General features: G+C 69.0%; 20 protein-coding genes. 2 read left to right on the top strand and 18 right to left on the bottom strand.

Annotated features, from left to right (window positions below):
- Positions 1-67: 67 nt before the first annotated feature.
- Positions 68-1,042 carry an adenosine kinase gene (locus tag R8F63_03585; GenBank protein MDW3217673.1) on the bottom strand — a complete coding sequence of 325 codons (975 nt, stop codon included), beginning with the start codon at positions 1,040-1,042 and terminating at the stop codon, positions 68-70.
- Positions 1,043-1,133: 91 nt separating this feature from the next.
- A complete protein-coding gene (locus R8F63_03580) occupies positions 1,134-1,280 on the bottom strand; it encodes a hypothetical protein (GenBank protein ID MDW3217672.1) in 147 nt (48 codons plus the stop codon).
- 102 nt (positions 1,281-1,382) lie between these two features.
- On the opposite strand from R8F63_03580, the gene R8F63_03575 reads away from it, so the two are divergent.
- Together R8F63_03575 and R8F63_03570 are read left to right on the top strand one after the other, a co-directional pair.
- Positions 1,383-3,872 carry a M1 family metallopeptidase gene (locus tag R8F63_03575; protein ID MDW3217671.1) on the top strand — a complete coding sequence of 830 codons (2,490 nt, stop codon included), beginning with the start codon at positions 1,383-1,385 and terminating at the stop codon, positions 3,870-3,872.
- Positions 3,873-3,918: 46 nt separating this feature from the next.
- Complete coding sequence (locus tag R8F63_03570) at positions 3,919-5,100, top strand: metallophosphoesterase (protein MDW3217670.1); 1,182 nt, start codon at positions 3,919-3,921, stop codon at positions 5,098-5,100.
- 6 nt (positions 5,101-5,106) lie between these two features.
- On the opposite strand, the gene R8F63_03565 is transcribed toward R8F63_03570, so the two are convergent.
- The 16 genes from R8F63_03565 to pyrH form a co-directional block, all read right to left on the bottom strand.
- Positions 5,107-6,330 carry a bifunctional 3,4-dihydroxy-2-butanone-4-phosphate synthase/GTP cyclohydrolase II gene (locus R8F63_03565; protein ID MDW3217669.1) on the bottom strand — a complete coding sequence of 408 codons (1,224 nt, stop codon included), beginning with the start codon at positions 6,328-6,330 and terminating at the stop codon, positions 5,107-5,109.
- Positions 6,331-6,343: 13 nt separating this feature from the next.
- Entirely contained in the window at positions 6,344-6,940 is a 597-nt protein-coding gene (locus R8F63_03560) for a riboflavin synthase (GenBank protein MDW3217668.1), read from the bottom strand.
- A gap of 14 nt (positions 6,941-6,954) precedes the next feature.
- Positions 6,955-7,911 carry a bifunctional riboflavin kinase/FAD synthetase gene (locus R8F63_03555; protein MDW3217667.1) on the bottom strand — a complete coding sequence of 319 codons (957 nt, stop codon included), beginning with the start codon at positions 7,909-7,911 and terminating at the stop codon, positions 6,955-6,957.
- 9 nt (positions 7,912-7,920) lie between these two features.
- A complete protein-coding gene (truB, locus tag R8F63_03550) occupies positions 7,921-8,802 on the bottom strand; it encodes a tRNA pseudouridine(55) synthase TruB (GenBank protein ID MDW3217666.1) in 882 nt (293 codons plus the stop codon).
- Positions 8,786-9,217, bottom strand: coding sequence for a 30S ribosome-binding factor RbfA (rbfA, locus tag R8F63_03545; protein MDW3217665.1), 432 nt, complete (start codon positions 9,215-9,217; stop codon positions 8,786-8,788). Before rbfA ends, truB begins: the two co-directional genes overlap by 17 nt.
- Entirely contained in the window at positions 9,217-9,507 is a 291-nt protein-coding gene (locus R8F63_03540; GenBank protein MDW3217664.1) for a DUF503 domain-containing protein, read from the bottom strand. Before R8F63_03540 ends, rbfA begins: the two co-directional genes overlap by 1 nt.
- Before the next feature lie 16 nt (positions 9,508-9,523).
- A complete protein-coding gene (gene infB, locus R8F63_03535; protein MDW3217663.1) occupies positions 9,524-12,313 on the bottom strand; it encodes a translation initiation factor IF-2 in 2,790 nt (929 codons plus the stop codon).
- A 343-nt stretch (positions 12,314-12,656) separates the two neighbouring features.
- Positions 12,657-13,913, bottom strand: coding sequence for a transcription termination factor NusA (gene nusA, locus R8F63_03530; protein ID MDW3217662.1), 1,257 nt, complete (start codon positions 13,911-13,913; stop codon positions 12,657-12,659).
- Positions 13,910-14,455, bottom strand: coding sequence for a ribosome maturation factor RimP (gene rimP / locus R8F63_03525; GenBank protein ID MDW3217661.1), 546 nt, complete (start codon positions 14,453-14,455; stop codon positions 13,910-13,912). Before rimP ends, nusA begins: the two co-directional genes overlap by 4 nt.
- Positions 14,456-14,619: 164 nt before the next feature.
- Complete coding sequence (locus R8F63_03520; protein MDW3217660.1) at positions 14,620-15,030, bottom strand: hypothetical protein; 411 nt, start codon at positions 15,028-15,030, stop codon at positions 14,620-14,622.
- Position 15,031: 1 nt separating this feature from the next.
- Positions 15,032-16,264 carry a flavodoxin-dependent (E)-4-hydroxy-3-methylbut-2-enyl-diphosphate synthase gene (gene ispG / locus R8F63_03515; GenBank protein MDW3217659.1) on the bottom strand — a complete coding sequence of 411 codons (1,233 nt, stop codon included), beginning with the start codon at positions 16,262-16,264 and terminating at the stop codon, positions 15,032-15,034.
- Positions 16,265-16,365: 101 nt separating this feature from the next.
- Complete coding sequence (gene rseP, locus R8F63_03510; protein MDW3217658.1) at positions 16,366-17,868, bottom strand: RIP metalloprotease RseP; 1,503 nt, start codon at positions 17,866-17,868, stop codon at positions 16,366-16,368.
- Complete coding sequence (gene dxr, locus R8F63_03505; protein MDW3217657.1) at positions 17,865-19,043, bottom strand: 1-deoxy-D-xylulose-5-phosphate reductoisomerase; 1,179 nt, start codon at positions 19,041-19,043, stop codon at positions 17,865-17,867. Before dxr ends, rseP begins: the two co-directional genes overlap by 4 nt.
- A 61-nt stretch (positions 19,044-19,104) precedes the next feature.
- A complete protein-coding gene (locus tag R8F63_03500) occupies positions 19,105-20,421 on the bottom strand; it encodes a phosphatidate cytidylyltransferase (protein MDW3217656.1) in 1,317 nt (438 codons plus the stop codon).
- A 29-nt stretch (positions 20,422-20,450) separates the two neighbouring features.
- Positions 20,451-21,020, bottom strand: coding sequence for a ribosome recycling factor (gene frr, locus R8F63_03495; protein ID MDW3217655.1), 570 nt, complete (start codon positions 21,018-21,020; stop codon positions 20,451-20,453).
- Positions 21,017-21,796 (bottom strand): UMP kinase, encoded by a 780-nt coding sequence (gene pyrH / locus R8F63_03490; GenBank protein MDW3217654.1) that lies wholly within the window; start codon positions 21,794-21,796, stop codon positions 21,017-21,019. The genes frr and pyrH overlap by 4 nt, the downstream gene beginning before the upstream one ends.
- Position 21,797: the final 1 nt, after the last annotated feature.

Below are 21,797 nucleotides of genomic sequence, written 5' to 3'. Positions count from 1 at the left end.
TTATCGCCCCGTCAAGCGCGCGTCACCGGGGTCTGACCCCCGCTTCACCTCGCCGTGACCGGCGCCGTCAGATGAGCGACGTCAGGGCCACGTGGGGCCGGGCCCCGATGTGGGAGATGATCTCCGCGGCGGCGATGCCACCGAGCTCCGCACAGCGGGCCAGATCGGCGCCGTTGGCGAGGCCGTGGAGGAAACCCGACGCGTAGAGGTCGCCGGCCCCGGTCGCGTCGACCACCTTGTCGACCGAGGCGGCGGGAACGACGATGCGGTCATCACCCTCGACCACCACAGAGCCTGCGGCGGAGCGGGTCAGCGCCGAGACGTCGACGAGCCGTGCGATCTGGTCGGCCGCGGCATCGAAGTCGTCGGTCTCGAACAGTGAGCAGATCTCGGCCTCGTTCGCGAAGAGGAGATCGACCTTGTCCGAGAGTAGATCGAGCCACTCGTCACGATGGCGATCCACGCAGAACGAGTCGGAAAGCGTGAGCGAGACCGTGCGACCCGCCTCCGCGGCGACCGCCATCGCGCCGCGGATCGCCTCCTTGGCGATGTCCATGTCCCACAGATAGCCCTCGCAGTAGGTGATGGCGGCCGACGCCACCAGCGAGTCGTCGATGTCGGCCGGGCTGAGGAACGCGGAGATCCCGAGGAACGTGTTCATCGTCCGTTCGGCGTCCGGTGTCACCTGGATCAGACAGCGGGCCGTCGGAGGGCCGTCCCCGCCGGCCTCGACGTCGAACCCGACCCCGGCGGCGCGCAGATCGTGGATGAACACCTCGCCGAGCTGGTCGTCACGCACCTTGCCCAGGTAGGCCGCGCGGCTCCCGAGGCTCGCCAGGCCGGCCATCGTGTTCGCTGCCGACCCACCCGATGCTTCGATGCCGGGCGGCATCGCCGCATACAGCGACGTGGCCCGGTCGGCGTCGATCAGCGTCATCGCTCCCTTGTTGAGCGAGTGGGTCGTGATGAAGTCGTCGTCGACCGTCGAGATCACGTCGACGATGGCGTTGCCGACGCCGACGACGTCCAGGGTGGGTTCCACGGGGGCTCCAAGGGGAATGCGGTCCGGAACCCGTCGACTGTACCGGTCTCACCCCGCGCCGGGATGATCCGGGAGACCCATGTGCGCGCCGTCAGGCGGCGAGTTCTTCGCCTCGGCCCTGCGCGATGGCACGGGCGAACGCATCGTCGTCCACCTCGAGCTCCGCCTCCGGCCACTCGATGTCCTGGAAGGGTTCGAGCGATTGCTGCACGTCCTCACGACGATCTCGGCTCCGCATGTCCGAACTCCTCCTTCGGTCGACTACCTGCTTCCTCCATCAAAGCGAATCTGCGTATTACAAGGGTGTATTTCGCTTTACGGTCCGATGTAGATTTCGTTGATGTCCTCGGATCCGCGCCTGCCCACCCACGTCGTCCCCCAGCGCTACGACCTCGTGCTCGAACCGGACATCGACACCGCCACGTTCCGGGGTTCGGTCACCATCGACGTCGAACTGATGGAGCGCACGGACGAACTGGTCTGCCATGCGGCCGACCTGGAGATCGACAGCGCATCGGTGATCGTCGGCGAGGGCGCCGCCGCCGTGGAGCACACGCCGGATGTCCGCCTCGACGCCGTGGCCGAGCGCCTCCACCTGACCCTGCCGGCGGACCTGTCGCCCGGGCCGGCCCGCGTCGTGGTGGCGTTCCGCGGCACGCTCAACGACCGGCTCCGTGGCTTCTACCGCTCGACGTTCACGAGTGACGACGGCACCGAGCACACGATCGCCACCACCCAGTTCCAGTCGACCGATGCCCGCCGCTGTTTCCCGTGTTGGGACGAACCGGCGTGGAAGGCGACCTTCGCCACGACCCTCGTGGTCGATCCGGACCACCTCGCCGTCGCCAACAGCGCCGAGGTCGCCGACACCATCGATCCCGACGGCCGCCGACGGATCACCTTCGCCGAGACGATGCGCATGTCGACCTACCTCGTGGCCTTCGTCGTGGGCCCGCTCGAGGTCACCGAGGCCGTCGACGCCGGCGGCGTCCCCGTCCGGGTCGTCCATCGTCCCGGTCAGGGCCACCTGACCGACTTCGCCCTCGATGTGGCCGTCCACGCGCTCCAGTGGTTCGCCGACTACTACGCGATCCCCTACCCCGGCGACAAGGTCGACCTCCTCGCGATCCCCGACTTCGCCTTCGGGGCGATGGAGAACCTCGGCTGCATCACGTTCCGCGAAGTCCTGCTCCTCATCGACCCGGCCACCGCCAGCCAGCCGGAGCTGCAACGGGCGGCCGACGTCATCAACCACGAACTCGCCCACATGTGGTTCGGCGACCTCGTGACCATGCAGTGGTGGGAGGGCATCTGGCTCAACGAGGCGTTCGCCACGTTCATGGAGACCTCCTGCAGCCACGCCTATCGGCCGGACTGGAACGTGTGGACCACCTTCGGCCGCGCCCGGGCCGCCGCCTTCGACACCGATGCCCTCGCCACCACACGACCGATCGAGTTCCCCGTGGTCACGCCCGAGGAGGCGGAGGGGATGTTCGACGTCCTGACCTACGAGAAGGGTGCGTCGGTCGTGCGCATGCTCGAACAGCACCTCGGCGCCGACACGTTCCGCGACGGCGTGCGCCACTATCTCGCCACCCACGCCTACGCGAACACGGAGACCAGTGACCTCTGGGACGCGCTCGAACACACGAGCGGGCAGCCCGTCCGGTCGCTGATGAACGGCTGGATCTACCAGGGCGGGTATCCGGTCATCGACGCCGCGGTCGGCGAGCACGGCATCGAGCTGCGGCAGCGACAGTTCACCCTCGATCCTGCGGCGGCCGACGAGCGGTCGTGGGTGGTGCCCGTCGGCCTGCGCGTCGCCCACGGCGGCGACGTCGCCGAACACCGCGTGCTCCTCGACCGGGATTCGGTGTTGCTCACCGTGCCCGGTGAGCTGGTCACGGCCAACGCGGACGGCTCCGGCTTCTACCGGGTCGCCTCGTCGATCACCGGGCCCGGCGCGCGGACCGCCGAGGAGCGACACGGACTCGTCGACGACGCCTGGGCGCTCGTGGTGGCCGGCGAACGCGACGCGGTGTCGTGGATCGAACTCGCCGAGTCGATGGCGGGCGAGAGCGACCTGACGGTCTGGCAGGCGTTGAGTGCCGGCTTCGCCCATCTCGACGAGCTCGTCGAGGGCGACGCCCGAGACCGTCTGGCCCGCCGGATCCAGGACCTCGCCACCCCGGCGCTCGACCGGATCGCGCTCGACCCGACCGACGGCGACGACGACCGCACCCGCGAGCTCCGGGCCACGCTGGTCCGACTGCTCGGCGCCGTCGCCCGGGACCCCGACGTCGTGGCCGCCTGCCGCACCCGGCTCGACCATCCCGACCCCACCCTCGCGGCCGCCGCTCTCGACGTCGTCGCCCGAACCGACGCAGGCAGCGAGGAGATGATCCGCGCGGCCTGGCAGGGCGCAGGCGATCCGCAGACCGAGCAGCGCAACCTCCGCGCTCTCGCCGACCTGCCGACCACCGAGCTCTCCGTGCTCGACGACATTCTCCGGGGCGATGTGCGCTCCCAGGACGGGCCCTTCGTGCTGCGCCGCGCCCTCACGAATCCCGTGGCCGGCGAAGCCGTGTGGTCGTTCGTGTGCGAGCACTGGGACCACCTCAAGGACGCGTTCCCGAGCAACTCGATCGCCCGGTTGCTGGAGGGCATCGTCTCGCTCGACACACCGGCGATGGTCGCGGACGTCGCCGCCTTCCTCGACGACCACCCGGTTCCCCAGGGCGACAAGCAGGTCGCCCAGCACCGGGAGCGGCAGCGGATCAACGCCGCGCTACGCGACCGCGAATCGGCGCCATTGTCCGCGACACTCTGAGGGCGCCACCGCTCAGAATCCCCGTGCGGCGCGCCGATAGCAGAGCGTGGCCCCCACCTTCCCTTTCACCGGACTCGACACCGTCGAGGTCTTCGCCGTGGAGGACACCGTCGCGCAGCTCATCTGGCGGGGTCTGCCCGACGGCGAGGTCGGCGTCGTGATCGACGGCGAGGACCGTGTGCTCGGCGCGAGCGGCGTCGCCGGCGCAGCGGACATCACCGGCCTCCGGCCCGCCACGACCCACGCGATCGACGTCACCGTCGACGGCCGCGTGGTCGGTCGTCGCGGCGTCCACACCGAGCCGGCGATCGAGGGGGACGAACTCCTCCGCATCGCCACCATCAGTGATCTGCATCTGGGTGAGGAGGGGTTCGGCCTGGTGCGCAAGATGCGCGAGCACCCCCAGCCCGCCGACGCGTACCCCCTTCGCTGCGCCAAGGCCGCGGCCCGCGCCGCCGTCGAGTGGGGCGCCGACCTCCTCGTCCTCAAGGGCGACATCACCGATCTCGGCTATCCCGAGCACTGGGAGCTGGTGGACGAGCTGCTCGCCGACATCCCCATCCCGGTCATGGCGATCCCCGGCAACCACGACACCGTCGGCCGCACCCGGTCGCTCGACGCCACGGCCGAGCTGCAACGACGCGGCCTCTTCCCGGCCGAGGTCCAGTACCGCGATGTCGAGGGCGTCCGCATCGTCGGCGTCGACACGACCTGCCCCGGGCGCACGTGGGGGCGCATCCGGCGCCGCATCGACGACGTGGCCACGGCCATCGACACCCCGACGCCCGCGCTCGTCTTCATGCACCACCATCTCGAGACGCACCACTACCCCCGCATCTGGCCGATCGGGACGCCGCTGCGCGAGGCCCGCGGTGCCCTGGCGCAGATGCTCGACGCCAACCCCGACATCCTGATCTCCTCGGGCCACACGCACCGCAATCGGGTGCGCCACCACGACACGGCGCTCATCACCGAGGTCGGGTCGACCAAGGACTTCCCCGGCGTGTGGGCCGGCTATGTCGTGCACGCCGCCGGCGTCCGTCAGGTCGTGCGCCGGGTCGCCGATCCGGACTGTCTCGCCTGGACCGACCGCACCCACGCCGCGGTCGGCGGCATCTGGGGACAGTGGTCGCCGGGCCGCATGGCGGACCGGTGCATCACCCAGCGCTGGAGCCGCGCCGTTCGACCGGCGGTCGTTCCGCCGAACCTCGCGTCGCTCGAGGCCTGAGCCGGGTCAGGCTTCGGACGCGCCGTCGTTCGACAGCGTGTGGCCCATGCGGTCGCGCTTCGTCTGCAGATAGCGGACGTTCTCGGGATTCGAGTCGATCTCGATCGGCACCCGCTCGGTGATCTCGAGGTCGTAGCCCTCCAGGCCGCCCAGCTTCGTCGGGTTGTTCGTCATCAGGCGCATGGCCGTGACACCGAGGTCGGCGAGGATGTTCGCGCCGACGCCGTACTCCCGTGAGTCGATCGGCAGACCCTGGGCCTCGTTCGCCTCGATGGTGTCCATGCCGTCGTCCTGGAGCGCATAGGCCCGGAGCTTGTGACCGATGCCGATACCGCGCCCCTCGTGGCCCCGGAGGTACACGAGCACGCCGCGACCTTCCTCGGCGATGGTCTGCAACGCCTTGTGGAGCTGGGGACCGCAGTCACAGCGCAGCGACGCGAGGATGTCGCCGGTGAGACACTCCGAGTGGACACGCACGAGCGGCGGCGACCCACCTTCGACGTCGCCCATCACGTAGGCGACATGCTCCTCGTCGTCGAGCAGCGAGCGATACGCGTGGGCCATGAAGTCGCCGTAGCTGGTCGGCACCCGGGCGGCGGCGAAGTGCTCGACGAGCTTCTCCCGGCGCCGGCGGAACCGGATCAGATCGGCGATGGAGATCAGCCGGAGCCCGTGGTGGTCGGCGAACTCGCGACAGTCCGGGAGTCGCATCATCGTGCCGTCGTCGTGCGTCATCTCACAGATCGCCGCGACTTCGGGGCGGCCGGCCAGACGACAGAGGTCGACGGCGGCTTCGGTGTGGCCGGCCCGCTTGAGGACGCCGCCGGGCCGGGCCCGCAACGGGAAGATGTGGCCGGGGCGGCTGAACTCGCGGGGTGAACGGTCCGGGTCGGCGAGGGCCATGACCGTGCGGGCCCGGTCGCCGGCCGAGATGCCGGTGGAGTTCCCGACGACGAGATCGATCGTGACGGTGAACGCGGTGCGGTGGGCTTCGGTGTTCTCGGTGACCATCAGCGGCAGTTGGAGGCGATCCGCGTGCTGCTCGGTCATCGGGGCGCAGATCACGCCGCTCGTGTGGCGGACCATCCACGCCATCTTCTCTTCGCTGAGCGCGTCGGCCGCGATGATCAGGTCGCCCTCGTTCTCGCGGTCCTCGTCGTCCACCACGACGAGGAACTCGCCGCGCCGGAAGGCTTCGATCGCGTCGTCGATGGTGTCGAGCATGGTCATGGTGAGCTCCGATCTAGAGCGACGGGCGAACCAGTCGCTCGACGTACTTGGCGAGCACGTCGGCTTCGAGGTTGACCCGGTCCCCCACGGTACGGCTTCCGAGCGTCGTGACCTCATGGGTGTGGGGAATGACGGCGATGGAGAACGAGGCGGCGTCCACGGCGGCAACGGTGAGGCTGATGCCGTCGACGGCGATCGAGCCCTTCTCCACGACATAGTCGGCCATCGCGGCCGGGAGATCGAAGGTGTAGCGGAACGAACCGTCGGCCAACTCGTCGATCGTCCGCACCGCCGTGGTGGCGTCGACATGGCCCTGCACCACGTGGCCCCCGTAGCGGCCGTTGGCGGCGAGGGGACGTTCGAGGTTCACCCGGTCACCGGCCCGCAGGGCCCCGATCGTGGTGCGATCGAGCGTTTCCGGCACGGCGTCGGCGGTCCATCCCGAGCCGTCGATCTCGACGACGGTGAGGCAGCAGCCGTTCACGGCGATCGAGGAACCGATCACGGCGTCCTCGAGGACGACCGCCGCGTCGATGACCACCTTGGCGCCCTCGGCGACCGGGGTCACGGAGCGAACCGTGCCCACCTCTTCCACGAGTCCGGTGAACATTACTAGAACATGTTCTAGTAATCGCGGGGAGCTGTCAAGAGCGTGCGGGCCTCCGCGATGTCGGCCCGGAGCTGGGCGCTCAGCTGGTCGATTCCGTCGAACTTCCGCTCGCTGCGCAGGAATTCCACGAACGAGACGTCGATCTGCTCACCATAGAGATCGCCCTCGAAGTCGATGAGATGGGCTTCGAGCAGCGATTGTTCGGTGTGCTCGTAGAACGTCGGCCGCCGCCCGATGTTGATCGCGCAGGGGTGCCGGTCCCCGTTGGCCCGATCGCACCAGCCCGCGTAGACGGCATCGGCGGGCCAGGCCATCTGCTTGGGCACCGGAAGGTTCGCGGTCGGGAAGCCGATGCCGGACCCCCGCTTGTCGCCGGCCTCCACGATCCCCCGCACCGAGTAGGGCCGCCCGAGCATCTGGGCCGCCCGATCCACATCGCCGCCGGCGAGGGCCCGCCGGATCTTCGTGGACGACACCGGCTCGCGGGCCTCCTCGCTGTGGCGGATCAGCTCGAGGGCGTGGACCTCGAAGTCCCACTCCGCGCCGATCTCGCGCAACCCCTCGACATTTCCGCTGCGGCCCTTGCCGAAGTGGAAGGCCTCCCCCACCACGATCGCGCGGGCGTGCAGCGCGTCGATGAACACCTGCTCCACGAAGATCTCGGGGTTGGTGGCGGCCCGGTCCGGATCGAAGTGGATGACGTAGGTGTAGTCGATCCCCTGCGCCTCGATGAGTTCCAACTTCTGGTCGAGCGTGGTCAACAGGCGCGGTGCGCTCTCCGGCCGCACGACATAGGCCGGGTGCGTGTCGAAGGTGACGACCGCGGAGGCGACGTCGAGCCGGTCCGCGACCTCGCGCACCTGGCGGAACACGGCCTGATGGCCGATGTGGACCCCGTCGAACACGCCGATCGTGGACGCCACCGACACCGATTCCGGCAGCCGGTCCTCACGATCGTGCAGGATCTCCATCCCGAGACGCTATCGGGGGATGACGACGGCGGGTTTCGTGGCGCCCTTGTGCGCCTCGTAGACGGCGAGGAGATCGCCGGCTTCGTCCAGCACCGCCCACGGCCCGTCGGCCTCACCGACGCCGAGGCGTTCGCGTTCGAGGCGCTTGCCGTGGGAGACGTCCACCGCCATCGCCTCGTCCGCCACGACGGACGAAAGATGCCGCACCGCGGCGGCGATCGGCAACACCACCGGTTCGTCGATCGTCCCCGCGTCGTCCAGCGTGTAGCCGCCCACCGCCGTGCGCCGCAGGGATCGCAGGTGGGCACCGCCGCCGAGGGCGGTGCCCAGATCGGCGGCGAGGGTGCGTACGTAGGTGCCCGACGAGCAGTCCACCTCGCAGCGCCAGACACCGGGCTCACCCTCGACGGGCTCGACGTCGTAGCGGTACACCGTGACGGGCCGGGGCTCGCGCTCGACCTCCTTGCCCTCCCGGGCGAGCTGGTGGAGGCGCTTCCCGTCGATCTTCACCGCCGACACCATCGGCGGGATCTGCTCGATCGGACCGGTGAGCGCGGCGGCGGCCGCGCGAACGGCCTCGTCGGTGACGCCCGCCATGTCGTGGGTGGCGGTGATCTCCCCGGCGGCGTCGAGCGTGTCGGTCTCCGTGCCGAGCACGATCTCCCCGACATAGGACTTCGGCAGTTCGGTCAGGAAGCGCAGGAGCCGGGTGGCCTTGCCCACCCCCAGGACCAGCACGCCGGTGGCATCCGGGTCGAGCGTGCCGCTGTGTCCGACCTTGCGGGTGCCGAGCACGCCGCGGCTCTTGGCGACGACGTCGTGGCTCGTCCATCCGGCCGGCTTGTCGATGACGACGACGCCGTGCGGGCCGAGGTCAAGCGTCTTCGCCACGGTCCTCGCTCACGTCGGGGAGGTCCGGCACGGGCGGCCGGTCGTCGTTCGCCAACAGCTCCTCGATCCGCTGGGCGGCCCGCAGGGTCGTGTCGGCGCGGAACTCGAGCAGAGGGGTCTGGCGGAGGCGGGCCTGCGAGCTCACGGCCTTGCGGAGCTGGCCCCGGAGTTCCTCGAACGCCTCGGCGATCGCCGGGTCCTCGTCACCGTCGAGGGTGGTGAACCAGATCACGGCCTTGTGCAGCTCGCGGTCGACGTCGACGTCGGTGATGGACACCAACGCCAAGCGGTCGTCGTCGATGTACTCGAGCTCCTCGGCGAGGATCCGGCGGATCAGCTCCCCGACCCGCGCCGTGCGGTTCGCGGTCGCCGGGTTCGCACGCCGGTTGCGATTGTTGTTGCCCTTCCTGGCCATCAGTCCTCCTCCAACCAACGCCGTGTGGCGGACAACACCTCGACCTCGGGGAACGACCACACGAACCGTTCCGCCTCGTCCATCATCGCCTGCGCGTGGCCCGGCGTCTCCGACACCACCGCCACACCGATCGCGGCCCGTTGCCACAGTTCTTGGTGATCCGTCTCCGCCACGCTGACGGGATGACGATTCCGCAACCCGTCGACGACGGGCCGGAGTGTGCTGCGCTTGTCCTTCAGCGACCGGCACCCCGGAAGGCGGAGATCGAATTCGACAGCGAGCACGTGCATCACGTCGACCCGAGGTTCAGCTGTCGAGCGTGCGCTCGATCTCCTGCTCCTCATAGGTCTCGATCACGTCGCCCTCCTTGAGATCCTGGAAGTCCGACAGTCCGATACCGCACTCGTAGCCGGCCGCGACCTCTGCCGCGTCCTCCTTGAAGCGCCGCAGCGACTGGACCGATCCCTTCCAGATGATCGTGCCCTCCCGGAGGAAACGAACCTTGGAGTTGCGCCGGATGACACCGTTGGTGACGTAGCAACCGGCGATCTTGCCGATGCGGGGGACGCTGAAGATCTCGCGGACCTCGGCGTCGCCGGTGACGATCTCCTCGAACTGGGGAGCGAGCATGCCGACCATCGCCGCCTCGATGTCCTCGAGGAGCTTGTAGATGATCTCGTAGGTGCGGATCTCCACATCCTCGAGCTCGGCGAGGTCACGCGCCTTGCGCTCGGGACGCACGTTGAACCCGATGATCGTCGCGTTGGACGCGGCGGCCAGCTGGATGTCGTTCTCGGTGATTCCGCCGACGCCACGATGGACGAAGCCGATCTTGACCTCGTCGCGTTCGAGCTTGCGCAGCGACTCCGTGACGGCCTCGAGCGAACCATTCACATCGGCCTTGACGACCAGGTTGAGCGTGGCCGCTTCACCCCGCTTGATCTGCTCGAAGATGTCCTCGAGTCGGGCACCACCGGAAAGCGCGTGGGCTTCACGGCCGAGGCTCGACTGACGCTGCCAGTGCTCGCGGGTGTCGGCCACCCGACTCGCGACCTTCTCGCTCGGGGCGACCACGAACTCGTCGCCGGCCACGGCGACCTCACTCAGGCCGAGCACCTGGACCGGAGTCGACGGCCCGGCTTCCTGCACGTTCTCGCCGCGATCGTTGACGAGGGCGCGCACGCGGCCCCAGGCCGCACCGGCGACCATCGGATCGCCGACCTTCAGGGTGCCGCGCTGCACCAGCACCGTGGCCACCGGGCCACGGCCGATGTCGAGGTTGGCCTCGAGGACCATGCCGGACGCCCGACCGTCGGGCGCGGCCCGCAGGTCCTCCACCTCGGCGACGAGAAGAAGCTGGTCGAGCAGTTCGTCGATGCCCTCGTTCTGCAAGGCGGACACGCGCTGGAAGATGGTGTCGCCGCCCCACTCCTCCGGAACGAGTCCGTGTTCGGCGACCCCGGCGATCGCCTTGTCGGGATCGGCGTTGTCGCGATCGATCTTGTTGACGGCGACCACGATCGGGACCTCCGCCGCCTTGGCGTGGTTGATCGCCTCGATGGTCTGCGGCATCACGCCGTCGTCCGCCGCCACCATCAAGATGACGATGTCGGTGGAGCCGGCGCCGCGGGCCCGCATGGCGGTTAACGCCTCGTGGCCCGGGGTGTCGATGAAGGTGATCTTCTGACCGCCCCGCTCGACCTGGTACGCGCCGATGTGCTGGGTGATGCCACCGGCCTCGCCCTCGACGACGTTGGCGTTGCGGATGCGGTCGAGGAGCAGGGTCTTGCCGTGATCGACATGGCCCATGACGGTGATGACCGGCGGACGCAACGGCGCGTCGGCCTCGGCCTCGGGGTCGACCTCGAGGAGCTTCTGGAGCTCCACTTCCTGCTCTTCACCCGGATCGACCAGACGCACCTCGGCGCCGATGTCGTCGGCGAAGAGCTCGATCATCTCGTCGGACAGGCTCTGCGTGGCCGTGACCATCTCGCCCGCTTCCATCATGAAGCGGACGACATCGGCGGCCGTGCGGTTGAGCTTGGGGCCGAGGTCGAGCGCCGTCGAAGCGCGCTCGACGACGATCTCGCCGTCCGGGACCGGCGCGTCGTCCGGCGTGTAGGACGGCGCGTCCATCGGCTGGAGTTCTTCGCGGCTGCGACGGCGACGACCCTTGCGACGGGGCGGACGACGACCCTGGTTCGGGCCGCCGGGGCCACCACGGCCGGGGCCACCACCCGGGCCACCACGGCCCGGAGGTCCACCGGCGCCGGGCACCTGCTGGCGGGGGCCACCACTCGGCGGACGACGGCCGCCCGGAGGCGGGCCACCGGGACCACTGCGTCCGGGACCACCGGACGGGGTGCGGGGACCACGACCGCCCGGAGGCGGCGGAATCGCGCGACCGGTCGCGGACCTCGGCGGCGGCGGGATCGGCTTGCCGGACTGCGAGGTCGGCGCGTCGCCGGGCTTCACGTTCGGGTTGATCGCCACCTTCTTGACGACCTTCTTCACGACCTTCTTGACGACCTTCTTGACCGGAGCGGCAGCCGCGACGGGCTCCTCTTCGGCCGGTCGTTTCGGCGGGGCGACGCTGCCGGATGACTTGATGGCGCGGCGAGCAGTCGCGGGAGCCGGCGTGGGCTCCTCGGCCGGTGCGGACTCCTCGGCCGGTGCGGGCTCCTCGACCTCGGCGACCGGCGCGTCCTCCACCTCGGCGGCGGGGGCGACGACCTCGGGCTCGGGGGCCGGCTCGGGGGCGGGCTCGGCCTCCGCCGGCTCGTCGACGGGCGTTTCGGCCTTCTTCGTCGACTTCTTCGTCGACTTCTTGGCCGCCTTCTTGGTGGACTTCTTGGCCGCCTTCTTCGACGACTTCTTCGTCGACTTCTTGGCCGCCTTCTTGGGCTCGGGCGGCTGCTCGTCGCGGGTGAGACCCTCTCGTTCGGCCTTGCGGCGGACACGGTCTGCCTGCGCGTCAACGATGCTCGACGAGTGGCTCTTGACCCCGATTCCGAGGCCCTCGGCGAGCTCGAGCGTCTCGGCGTTGGTCATGCCGAGTTCGCGAGCGAGTTCGTAGACGCGGATGTTGGATGGCACGTTCTGGCGAAAGTCCTGTATTAGGCGAAGAGAGCGTTCATTGACTGGTGCGAACCTGCCGCACCGACCGTGGGGTCAGTCGTTCGCGTGTGGGCACGCGAACGGTTCTGTCGACCACGACGTCAAGAGCCTAGCGATCTCACTCGCGTTCACCTCGACTCGCAGAGCACGACGCCAGGCCTGACGCCGGGTGGCCCGTTCGACGCACGCGGGCGACGGTCCGATCCACGCACCCCGGCCCGTTCCGGTGCCGGTTTCGAGTCGGCCGTCGACGGCGCGAACCCGCACGAGCATGGACGCCGGCATCGCCTGCCGACAGCCCACACACGTGCGAACCGGCGAACTATTCCTCTTCGTCGCCGGCATCGGCCGGAGCCGCTTCGGCCTCGGGGGCACCCTCGTCGGCCTCGGCCGGTTCGTCGGCGGCCGGCTCGTCGGCAGCCGGGACATCCGCGGCGGCTTCGGCCGGTTCGTCGGCGTTCGCTTCGGCGTTCTCGTCGGCGGCTTCGGCCCAGTCCGACGCGGACACGGCGTCGCCGCCGTCGGCCGGTTGCCAGACCTGCTCCCCGCTCTCGGGATCGGTGACCCACTCGCCCTCGGCCCACTCGACGTCGCCGTAGGCCTCTTCCTCGGCGAGCTGGGTCTCGCTCTTGATGTTGATGCCCCAACCGGTCAGACGGGACGCGAGGCGGGCGTTCTGCCCCTCCTTGCCGATCGCCAGCGACAGCTGATAGTCGGGCACGATGACGTCACAGTCGCCCGTCTCGGGATCGGGACGCACCTGGGTGACCTTGGCGGGCGAGAGCGCCTTCATGACGAACTCGTCGAGGTCCTCGGAGAACGGGACGATGTCGATCTTCTCGCCCCGGAGTTCGTTGACGACCTGACGGACGCGCGCACCACGGGCGCCGACGCAGGCGCCGACCGGATCGACGTTCGAGTCGTTCGAGTAGACGGCGATCTTCGTGCGGTGACCTGGTTCGCGGGCGCAGGCCTTGATCTCGACGACCCCGTCGGCGATCTCGGGCACCTCGAGCTCGAACAGGCGCTTCACCAGGCCCGGGTGGGTGCGGCTGACCACGATCTGGGGGCCCTTGGCCGTCTTGCGGACCTCGACGATGTACGCCTTGATGCGCACGTTGGAGTCGGGACGCTCGTAGGGCACCTGCTCGGCCTGCGGAAGCAGCGCCTCCACCCGACCGAGGTCGAGCAGGGTGTAGCGCGCGTCGGTCTGCTGGATCATGCCGGTGACGATGTCGCCCTCGCGGCCCGCGTACTCCTCGTACTTGAGCTCGCGCTCGGCTTCGCGGATGCGCTGGGTCATCACCTGGCGGGCGGTCTGAGCGGCGATGCGGCCGAAGTCGTCGGGGGTGACCTCGAACTCCTCGCCGATCGGCTCGCCGTCCTCGTCGAGCTCCTGGGCGAACACCCGGAACTCCATCGTGTCGGGATCGATCGTCACCCAGGCGTATTCGTGGGCGCCGGGCATGCGCTTGTAGGCGGACTCGAGCGCGTCCGCCAGGGCGGCGAACAGCGCGTCGACGGAGATACCGCGCTCGGCGGCGAGCGCCTGGAGTGCTTCCATCATGTCTTGGTTCATGACGTCGGAGCCTTCTTCTCGTGGTTGGGTGCGTTCGTGGTGTTCGGTGCGTTCTTGGGGCCGCCGGGCTTGGGGGTGGGCCCCCAGTCGAAGACGGTGCGGGCCTTCGACACGTCGTCGAGGGCGATCCGTCGGATCTCACCATCGACGTCGATGTCGACGCCCTCGTCGTCCGCCGCGGTCACGATGCCCTGGACCCGACGGTCACCGTCGACGTTGGGCATCGTCTTGATCTTGACCTCGGCGCCGACGGCACGGCGGAAGTGTTCGGCGGTGCGCAGCGGACGCTCGAGCCCGGGGCTCGACACCTCGAGGGTGTAGCGGCCGGGAATCGGATCGGTCTCGTCGAGCAGGTGGCTGATGCCCCGGCTGATGCGCTTGATCACCTCGATGTCGATGCCGGTCTCGGTGTCACCCGGATCGCGGCGGGCGTCGACGAAGATCCGCAGCACGCCGCCGTTGTGCTCGATGTCGTAGAGGTCGACGCCCTCCGCATCGATGATGGGGAGCACGAGTTCGCGAACACGGTCGATGATGGCCATGTCGGGCTCCCTTCAACGTGGCGGATTCGGATGGACGGATTTCGACGACACGATCGGCGGCCGAATACGAGAAAGGCGTGGCCCAGGGCCACGCCTCATCCAAACGGACTACCGAACGCACTCGGCAGTCTAGCAAGATCGGCGTTCGGTCGTTCGCCCGGTTCTCAACGCTTCCCGACGGCGTCGGCGAAGGCCGAATGCACCCCGCGCAGGGTGAATTCCTGCGCACCGGGCCCGGCCTCGACCCGCGGGAGCAGCCGGCGCAGCAGAAGCCAGCAGACGCCCCACATCACCGCTGAAAGCGCGGCGATCACCAGCGCGAACGGGAACACGACCGGGAACCGGGCCAAGGCCGCGCCGAGGGCAAGACATCCCACCCCGCCCCAGAGGGCCGAGCGCTGGCGGTTGCGCAGCGTCTGCACCTCGTCGAACTCGGCCTGGGTGAGCGGCACCCGGATCAGGAACGGGGCGCGTCCCGCCTCCGCGAAGCCGTCGGCTCGCCGGCCGCTGCGGACCGACACCAACGGCAGGCCGCGCTCGCGCGCCGCGGCCCGAGCGACCCGCGCGGTCGCCATGTCACTCCGACTTGCGGCGGATCTCGGCGATGACGGTCTCGGCATCGTTGGCGTCGTCACCGCGTTCGTCGAGATTGCGGTTCCGGTCCTCGTCGGCGGCCTTCTTGGCCGCGTCCTTGGTGGCCGCCGCCTTGGCCAGTGCCGCATCGGCACCGTGCTCGTGGATGAACTCGGCCCACTCGACGAGCGTGTCGACCATCTCGTCCTCCGGCACCACCATCACGTTCTGGCCCTTCACGAAGAGATGCCCCCGCTTGTTGCCGGCCGCGATGCCGAGATCGGCGTCACGGGCCTCGCCCGGGCCGTTCACCACGCAGCCCATCACGGCCACCTGGAGCGGGATCTCCCGTTCACCGAACGCCGCCATCGCATCCTGGGCGACGGTGAAGACGTCCACCTCGGCCCGGCCACAGCTCGGACAGGCGATCAGGTCGACGTTCTTGCGCTCCCGCAGACCCATCGCCTCGAGGAGCTGACGCCCCGCCTTCGCCTCCTCGACCGGATCCGCGGTGAGCGAGTAACGGATCGTGTCGCCGATGCCCTCCGCGAGCAGGGTGGCGATGCCGGCCGTGGCCTTCAGCGTGCCGATCGGCGGCGGGCCGGCCTCGGTCACACCGAGGTGCAGCGGATGATCGGTGACCTCCGCGAGCTGGCGGTACGCCTCGATCATCAGCGGCACGCTCGACGCCTTCACCGAGATCTTGATCAGGTCGAAGCCGACCTCGTCGAAATAGGCGATCTCCTGGAGGGCCGACTCGACCATCGCCTCCGGCGTGACCCTGCCCCCGTACTTCTTGTAGAGGTCGGGATGCAGCGACCCGCCGTTCACGCCGATGCGGATCGGGACGTTGCGGTCCTTGGCCTCGCGGGCGACGGTCTTGATGTGTTCCGGGTTCTTGATGTTGCCCGGGTTGAGCCGCAGGCAGTGGACGCCGGCCTCGAGCGCTTCGAGCGCGCGCCGGTACTGGTGATGGATGTCCGCCACGATCGGCACCGGCGAACGGGGCACGATCCGGGCCAGGCCCTCGGCCGCCTCCGGCTCGTTGCACGTGCAGCGCACGATGTCGCAGCCCGCCGCCGCGAGCGCGTAGATCTGCTGGAGCGTCGCCTCGTGGTCGGCGGTCTTGGTGACCGTCATCGACTGGATCGAGATCGGGGCGCCACCCCCCACCGGCACGTCCCCCACCATGATCTGCCTCGTCTCGCGACGGGGGAAACTCTGCGTGAACTCCATCGAGCCCGAGGCTACCCGCCCCACCCCTCCGAACTGGCGTGCACCCCGCCCGGGATCCAGGCGATACGCACGCCAGTTCGGGGGTTTTCGGGGGTTTGAGGTCAGCCGACGTTGATGGGGTCGATGATGTCGCGGAAGATGGCGATCAGACCGAAGAGGGTGAGGACCGCGAACACGAAGTACGTGAGCGGCAGGACCTTGTTGTAGTCGACCTCGTAGCGACGGCCACCCCAGGAGCGCATCCGCTCGTAGGTGGCGACGACGACATGGCCGCCGTCGAGGGGCGGGAGCGGCAACATGTTGAGCAGACCGACCGAGATGTTGAGGCCGGCCATGAAGACGAGGACGAACTCGAAGCCGTCCTCGGAGATCTGGCTTCCGACCCGGGCCGCCCCGTAGATCGAGATGATGCGCTGGTCGTCCGGGTTGCCTTCCTCGAGCGCCCGGCTGGCCAGCTCCCGTTCCTCGGCGTTGGTGGAGGTGATGTCGTCGTGGACGGTGTCGATGTCACCGCTCAGGGTGTCGCTGACGAAGTTCGGCACCGCACCACCGGTGAGGGTTTCCCACATACCCGACGTGATCGTGGTGAAGAACGAACCGAACTCGCCGATCGAGCGGCTGCCCGCCTCGAAGATATTGAGCGAGTCCCGCTTCGCCTCGCCGGAGACGCCGAAGAAGCCCTCGGTGGCCACGGTGGCGGGCAGGATCTCGTTGAAGACGGCGTCGTCGACGACCCGGACCTCCCCGAGCGTGGCCGAGTCGAACACGACGGGAATCGGCTCGCCGATGCGATCACCGACCGCCGCGGTGACGTCGGCCCAGCTGAACACGTCGACACCGTCGATCGCCAGGATCCGGTCCTTGAACTCGAGACCGACGATCGCCTCCTGGCCGGCGGCGGTCAGGCGCCCGCCGAGCACGACGGACTCGGTGAACGTCTCCCCGCCCCGCTGGTAGACGACCTCGACCTCCTGGGCGCCTCGGGCCTGGACGATCTGGCCGAACTGCTCGAAGTCGTCGACCTCGATGCCGTCGACCGCCAGGATCTCGTCACCGACCTCGAGCTCGAGCGCGGCGGCCGCGCTCTGATCGCTCACGCTGCCGATCGTCCAGTCGCCGCTGTCGTCGGCGACACCCTGCCACGCGATGAACGCGAAGATCAGCAGGAACGCCATCGCGAAGTGCATCAGCGACCCGGCGCAGACCACGAGCAGCTTCCGGGGGAACGACTTCACCCGGTAGGCACGATGCTCGTCGCCGGGTTCGGTCGGGTCGAGATTGTTCATTCCGATGATGCGGACGTAGGCGCCGGCCGGAATCATCTTGATGCCGTACTCGGTCTCGCCCTTCTCGAACGACCAGATGCGGGGCCCGAAGCCGATGAAGAACTCGGTGACCTTCATCCCCGTGAGCTTGGCGGTGAGGAAGTGCCCCATCTCGTGCATGAAGATCATGAAGATGATCGCCACGACGATGAAGGCGAGGTTCCAGCTGGCGAGCATGCCGAGCAGGACGATGGCGACGACGACCAGCGCCAGACCGGTGAAGTCGTTGGGCCGCTCCTCGACCTCGGCCTCGTCGGCACCGCCGATACGCATGGTCATACTCGGGTCCTCGAATCGATCAGATCAGCGGCCGCGGCACGGGCCTGGCGGTCGGTCTCCAGAACAACGTCGACGGAGGTGGCTTCTGTTCCCGGCCACGCCTGCAGCGCCGCGTCCAGCACGTCCGAGATGTCGACCCAGCGGATACGGCCCTTGAGAAACTCGTCGACGGCGACCTCGTTCGCCGCGCTGAGCCACGCCGGGGCCGTCTCGCCCGCCCGCCCGGCCTCGTAGGCCAGCCGGAGGCAGGGGAAGGCCTCGAGATCGGGGGTCTGGAAGTCGAGCTGGCTCATCTCGGTCCAATCGATGGCGCCGTACGGCACTTCCAATCGGTCGGGGAAGGCCAACGCGTAGCCAATGCACAGCCGCATGTCGGGCATCGACAGCTGGGCGATCGTGGCGCCGTCGGTGTAGCTGACCATCGAGTGGATGACCGACTGGGGATGGACGACCACGCCGATGCGGTCGTAGTCGATGCCGAACAGTTCGTGGGCCTCGATCACCTCGAGACCCTTGTTCATCAGCGTGCTGGAGTCGATGGTGATCTTCGGACCCATCGACCAGGTCGGGTGGGCCAGCGCGTCGTCGATCGTGACGGACTCGAGATCCGCACGCGTGCGACCCCGGAACGGCCCCCCGCTCGCGGTGAGCACGATCTGATGGACCCGATCCGCGTCGGTGATCTTGCCCGTGATGTCGTTGGCCCGCAGACACTGGTGCACGGCACAGTGTTCGCTGTCGACCGGCACGAGATCGCCCGCCGAGGCCTCCCAGACGCGTTGCACGACCGGGCCGGCGGCGATGAGCGACTCCTTGTTCGCGAGCCCGAGCCGCTTGCCGGCCTCGAGGGCGGCGAGGGTAACCGACAGGCCGGCGAACCCGACGACGCCGTTGATGACGACATCGCTCGTCGTGGCCGCACCAGCCATCGCATCGGTGCCCACGAGGAGCTCGGTGCCGGCCGGGAGCCGGTCGGCGAGCCCGCGCGCCGCCTCTTCGTCGGCGACGGCCACGACCGACGGACGGAACTCCGCAGCCTGCTCCACGACGAGGTCGACGGAACGGGCGACGCCCAGGGCCTCGACCCGGTAGCGATCCGGCTCGGCGCGGACGATGTCGAGCGTCTGCGTGCCGATGGATCCGGACGAGCCGAGGACGGCAACCGACGTGGTCATGGGCGCGACGCTACCTGTCGCCGATGCACTGGCGTGGGTCGCGGCGAAGAGCCGGGACTGCTCAGCCGGGGACGCCGACGTCGAGCAGGCGGGCCACGTAGTAGGTGGCGGGCAGCACGAACAGCAGGCCGTCGAACCGGTCGAGGAGACCACCGTGGCCGGGCAGGATCGAACCCATGTCCTTGATCCCGAGATCCCGCTTGATCTGCGACTCGGCCAGGTCTCCGATCGGGGCGGCGAGGGCGCCCACGAGGCCGAGCAGCAGGGCGGCGCCGAGGCCACCGCCCCAGTCATCGCCGGCGAAGGGCGCGGGCTGGCCCATGAGACCCATGATCACGCCGGCCGCAACGGCGACCACCATGCCGCCGACGAGACCCTCCATGGTCTTGTTGGGGCTGGCGGGCGACAACGGCGTGCGCCCCATCGTCTTGCCGATCGTGAGCGCACCGACGTCGTAGCCGACGGTGATCAGGATCGCGGCGGTGAGCATGCCCGTGCCGACGTCGACATCGCCGACGTTGAGCGACAGCAGGAGCGCCGCGAACGAGCCGAGCAGACCGATGTGGAGGATGCCGAGCAGCGTCGTGCCCAACCCGCGGACCGCCGATTCGTTGGCGACGCCGGTGAGGTACCACAGCGAACCGAACACCACGGACAACACGAGGATGAGCGTCATCGCGGCCTCGCCCCGCCAATAGACGGCGAGCGGCATGGTGACGGTGGCGGCGAGGCCGAGGAGCACGGCGGGATGGTGTCCGGCGACGCGAACGGCGTTGAAGTACTCGACCGCGGCGAGACCGAGGGCGAGCGTCACGACGATCAGGGCGGCGGCAGGGCCGACCCACATGGCGGCGAGGATCAGGCCGGCCAGGCCGACACCGACGATGACGGCGGCGGGCATGTCGCGATCCGAGTCACCCGAGGTGCCCCGGGTGGCATTGAGGGCGGCCCCGAGCGAGGGCTCCGCGGTCTTCTTCGCCTGCGAATCGTCGAACGCGAAGAAGTCGTCGGCCGCGTCGGGTGCCTCGTCGACGACCGGCGCGGCGGGCGGCAGCGGCTCCTCCTCGTCGGCCCAGCGCGGGGTGGACGACACGTCCGCCCACGCAGCCAGATCCTCGGGCTCGGCCTCGGCCAGCACCGGCTCGTCCGGCGGCGCGAAGGTGACGGCATCGGCCTGTCCGCCGACCTTCGGGACGGCGCCGGTGGCCGGCTCGCTCCAATGCGGAACGGCAGCGTCGTCGTCGTCGAAGCTCACGTCGTCGTCGCCGAAGACGGAACGGCCGGGGGCCACGTCGTCGTCGAGCGCCTCGGCGCCCTCGGCAACCCGGAATCCGTCGGCATCGCTCTCGCCGGAGTTCGGATCGTTGTAATCGGTCATGTCTCGCCCTTCCCTGAACTGATCGGAGGTCAGACCTCCATCAGCTCCTGTTCCTTTTGGGCCTGCGCCTCGTCGATCGCCGCGATCCGAGCATCCTTCAGAGCGTCGAGCTGACTCTCGGCTCGTTGGATGTCGTCGGAGGAGACTCCCCCGTCGTTCTCCAGATCGTCAAGATCCTTGCGCGCGGCCCGTCGTACGGAATTGACCCGTTGCTTCGCGTCCTCGGACATTCCACCGACCACGCGAGCCAGTTCGCGGCGACGCTCCTCGTTGAGCGGGGGGAAGGCCAAGCGGATGATTCGCCCGTCGTTGGACGGCGTGAGGCCCATGTTCGAGTTGACGATCGCCTTCTCGATCACATCGAGGTTTGCGATGTCGTGGGGGGTGACGATGAGCATTCGGGCCTCGGGCACCGCGAAACTCGCGAGCTCCTGGAGCCGCATCTCGACGCCGTATGCCTCCGCGGTGAGCCGTTCGAAGAGCGCCGAGCTGGCTCGGCCGGTGCGCACCGTGGAGAACTCCGAACGGGCATGGCTCACGGCCGCGTCCATCTTCTCGGCTGCATCCTCGAGCACGAGCTCGATCATCTCGGAACTCACGACGGCCCCTTCTCGGCAGACTCGCCGTTGACGAGCGTACCGATCGCCTCCCCACCGAGCAGGGACCGCAGGTTGCCGTCGCCCATCAGGTCGAACACGACGATGGGCAGATCGTTGTCCATGCACAGCGTGATGGCGGTGGCGTCCATCACCTGGAGACCACGGTTCAACACGTCGAGGTAGGTCACGTGGTCGAGTTTGGTCGCGTTCGGGTCCACGCGGGGGTCGGCCGTGTAGATGCCGTCCGTTCCGCCGTGGGTTCCCTTGAGAACCGCCTCGGCTTCGATTTCGACCGCCCGCAGCGATGCGGCGGTGTCGGTGGTGAAGAACGGGTTGCCGGTGCCGCCCGCGAAGATGACGATCCGGCCCTTCTCGAGATGACGGGTGGCCTTGCGCCGGATGTAGGGCTCGGCGATCTGCGCCATGTGGATCGCGGTCTGGACGCGGGTGGGATGACCGAGATCCTCGAGGGTGTCCTGCAGCGCCAGACCGTTCATCACGGTCGCGAGCATCCCCATGTAGTCGGCCTGGGCCGGATCCATGCCCGACTCCGAGCCCTGGATGCCGCGCCAGATGTTGCCGCCACCGACGACGACGGCGATGTCGACGTCGAAGTGCTTGACCGTGTCGACGATGTCCTCGGCGATGGCCCGAACGGTCGGGCCGTCGATGCCGTACTCCTGAGGCCCGGCGAACGCCTCCCCGGAGAGCTTCAACAGCACGCGACCCCAGCGGGCCGGGTGGGTACCCCGGGAAGTGTCGTCGCCGTCGCTCATG

It is taken from the genome of Acidimicrobiales bacterium, from assembly GCA_033344915.1.
Lineage (GTDB): Bacteria > Actinomycetota > Acidimicrobiia > Acidimicrobiales > Aldehydirespiratoraceae > JAJRXC01.
This window is presented reverse-complemented; position numbering and strand designations above follow the sequence as displayed.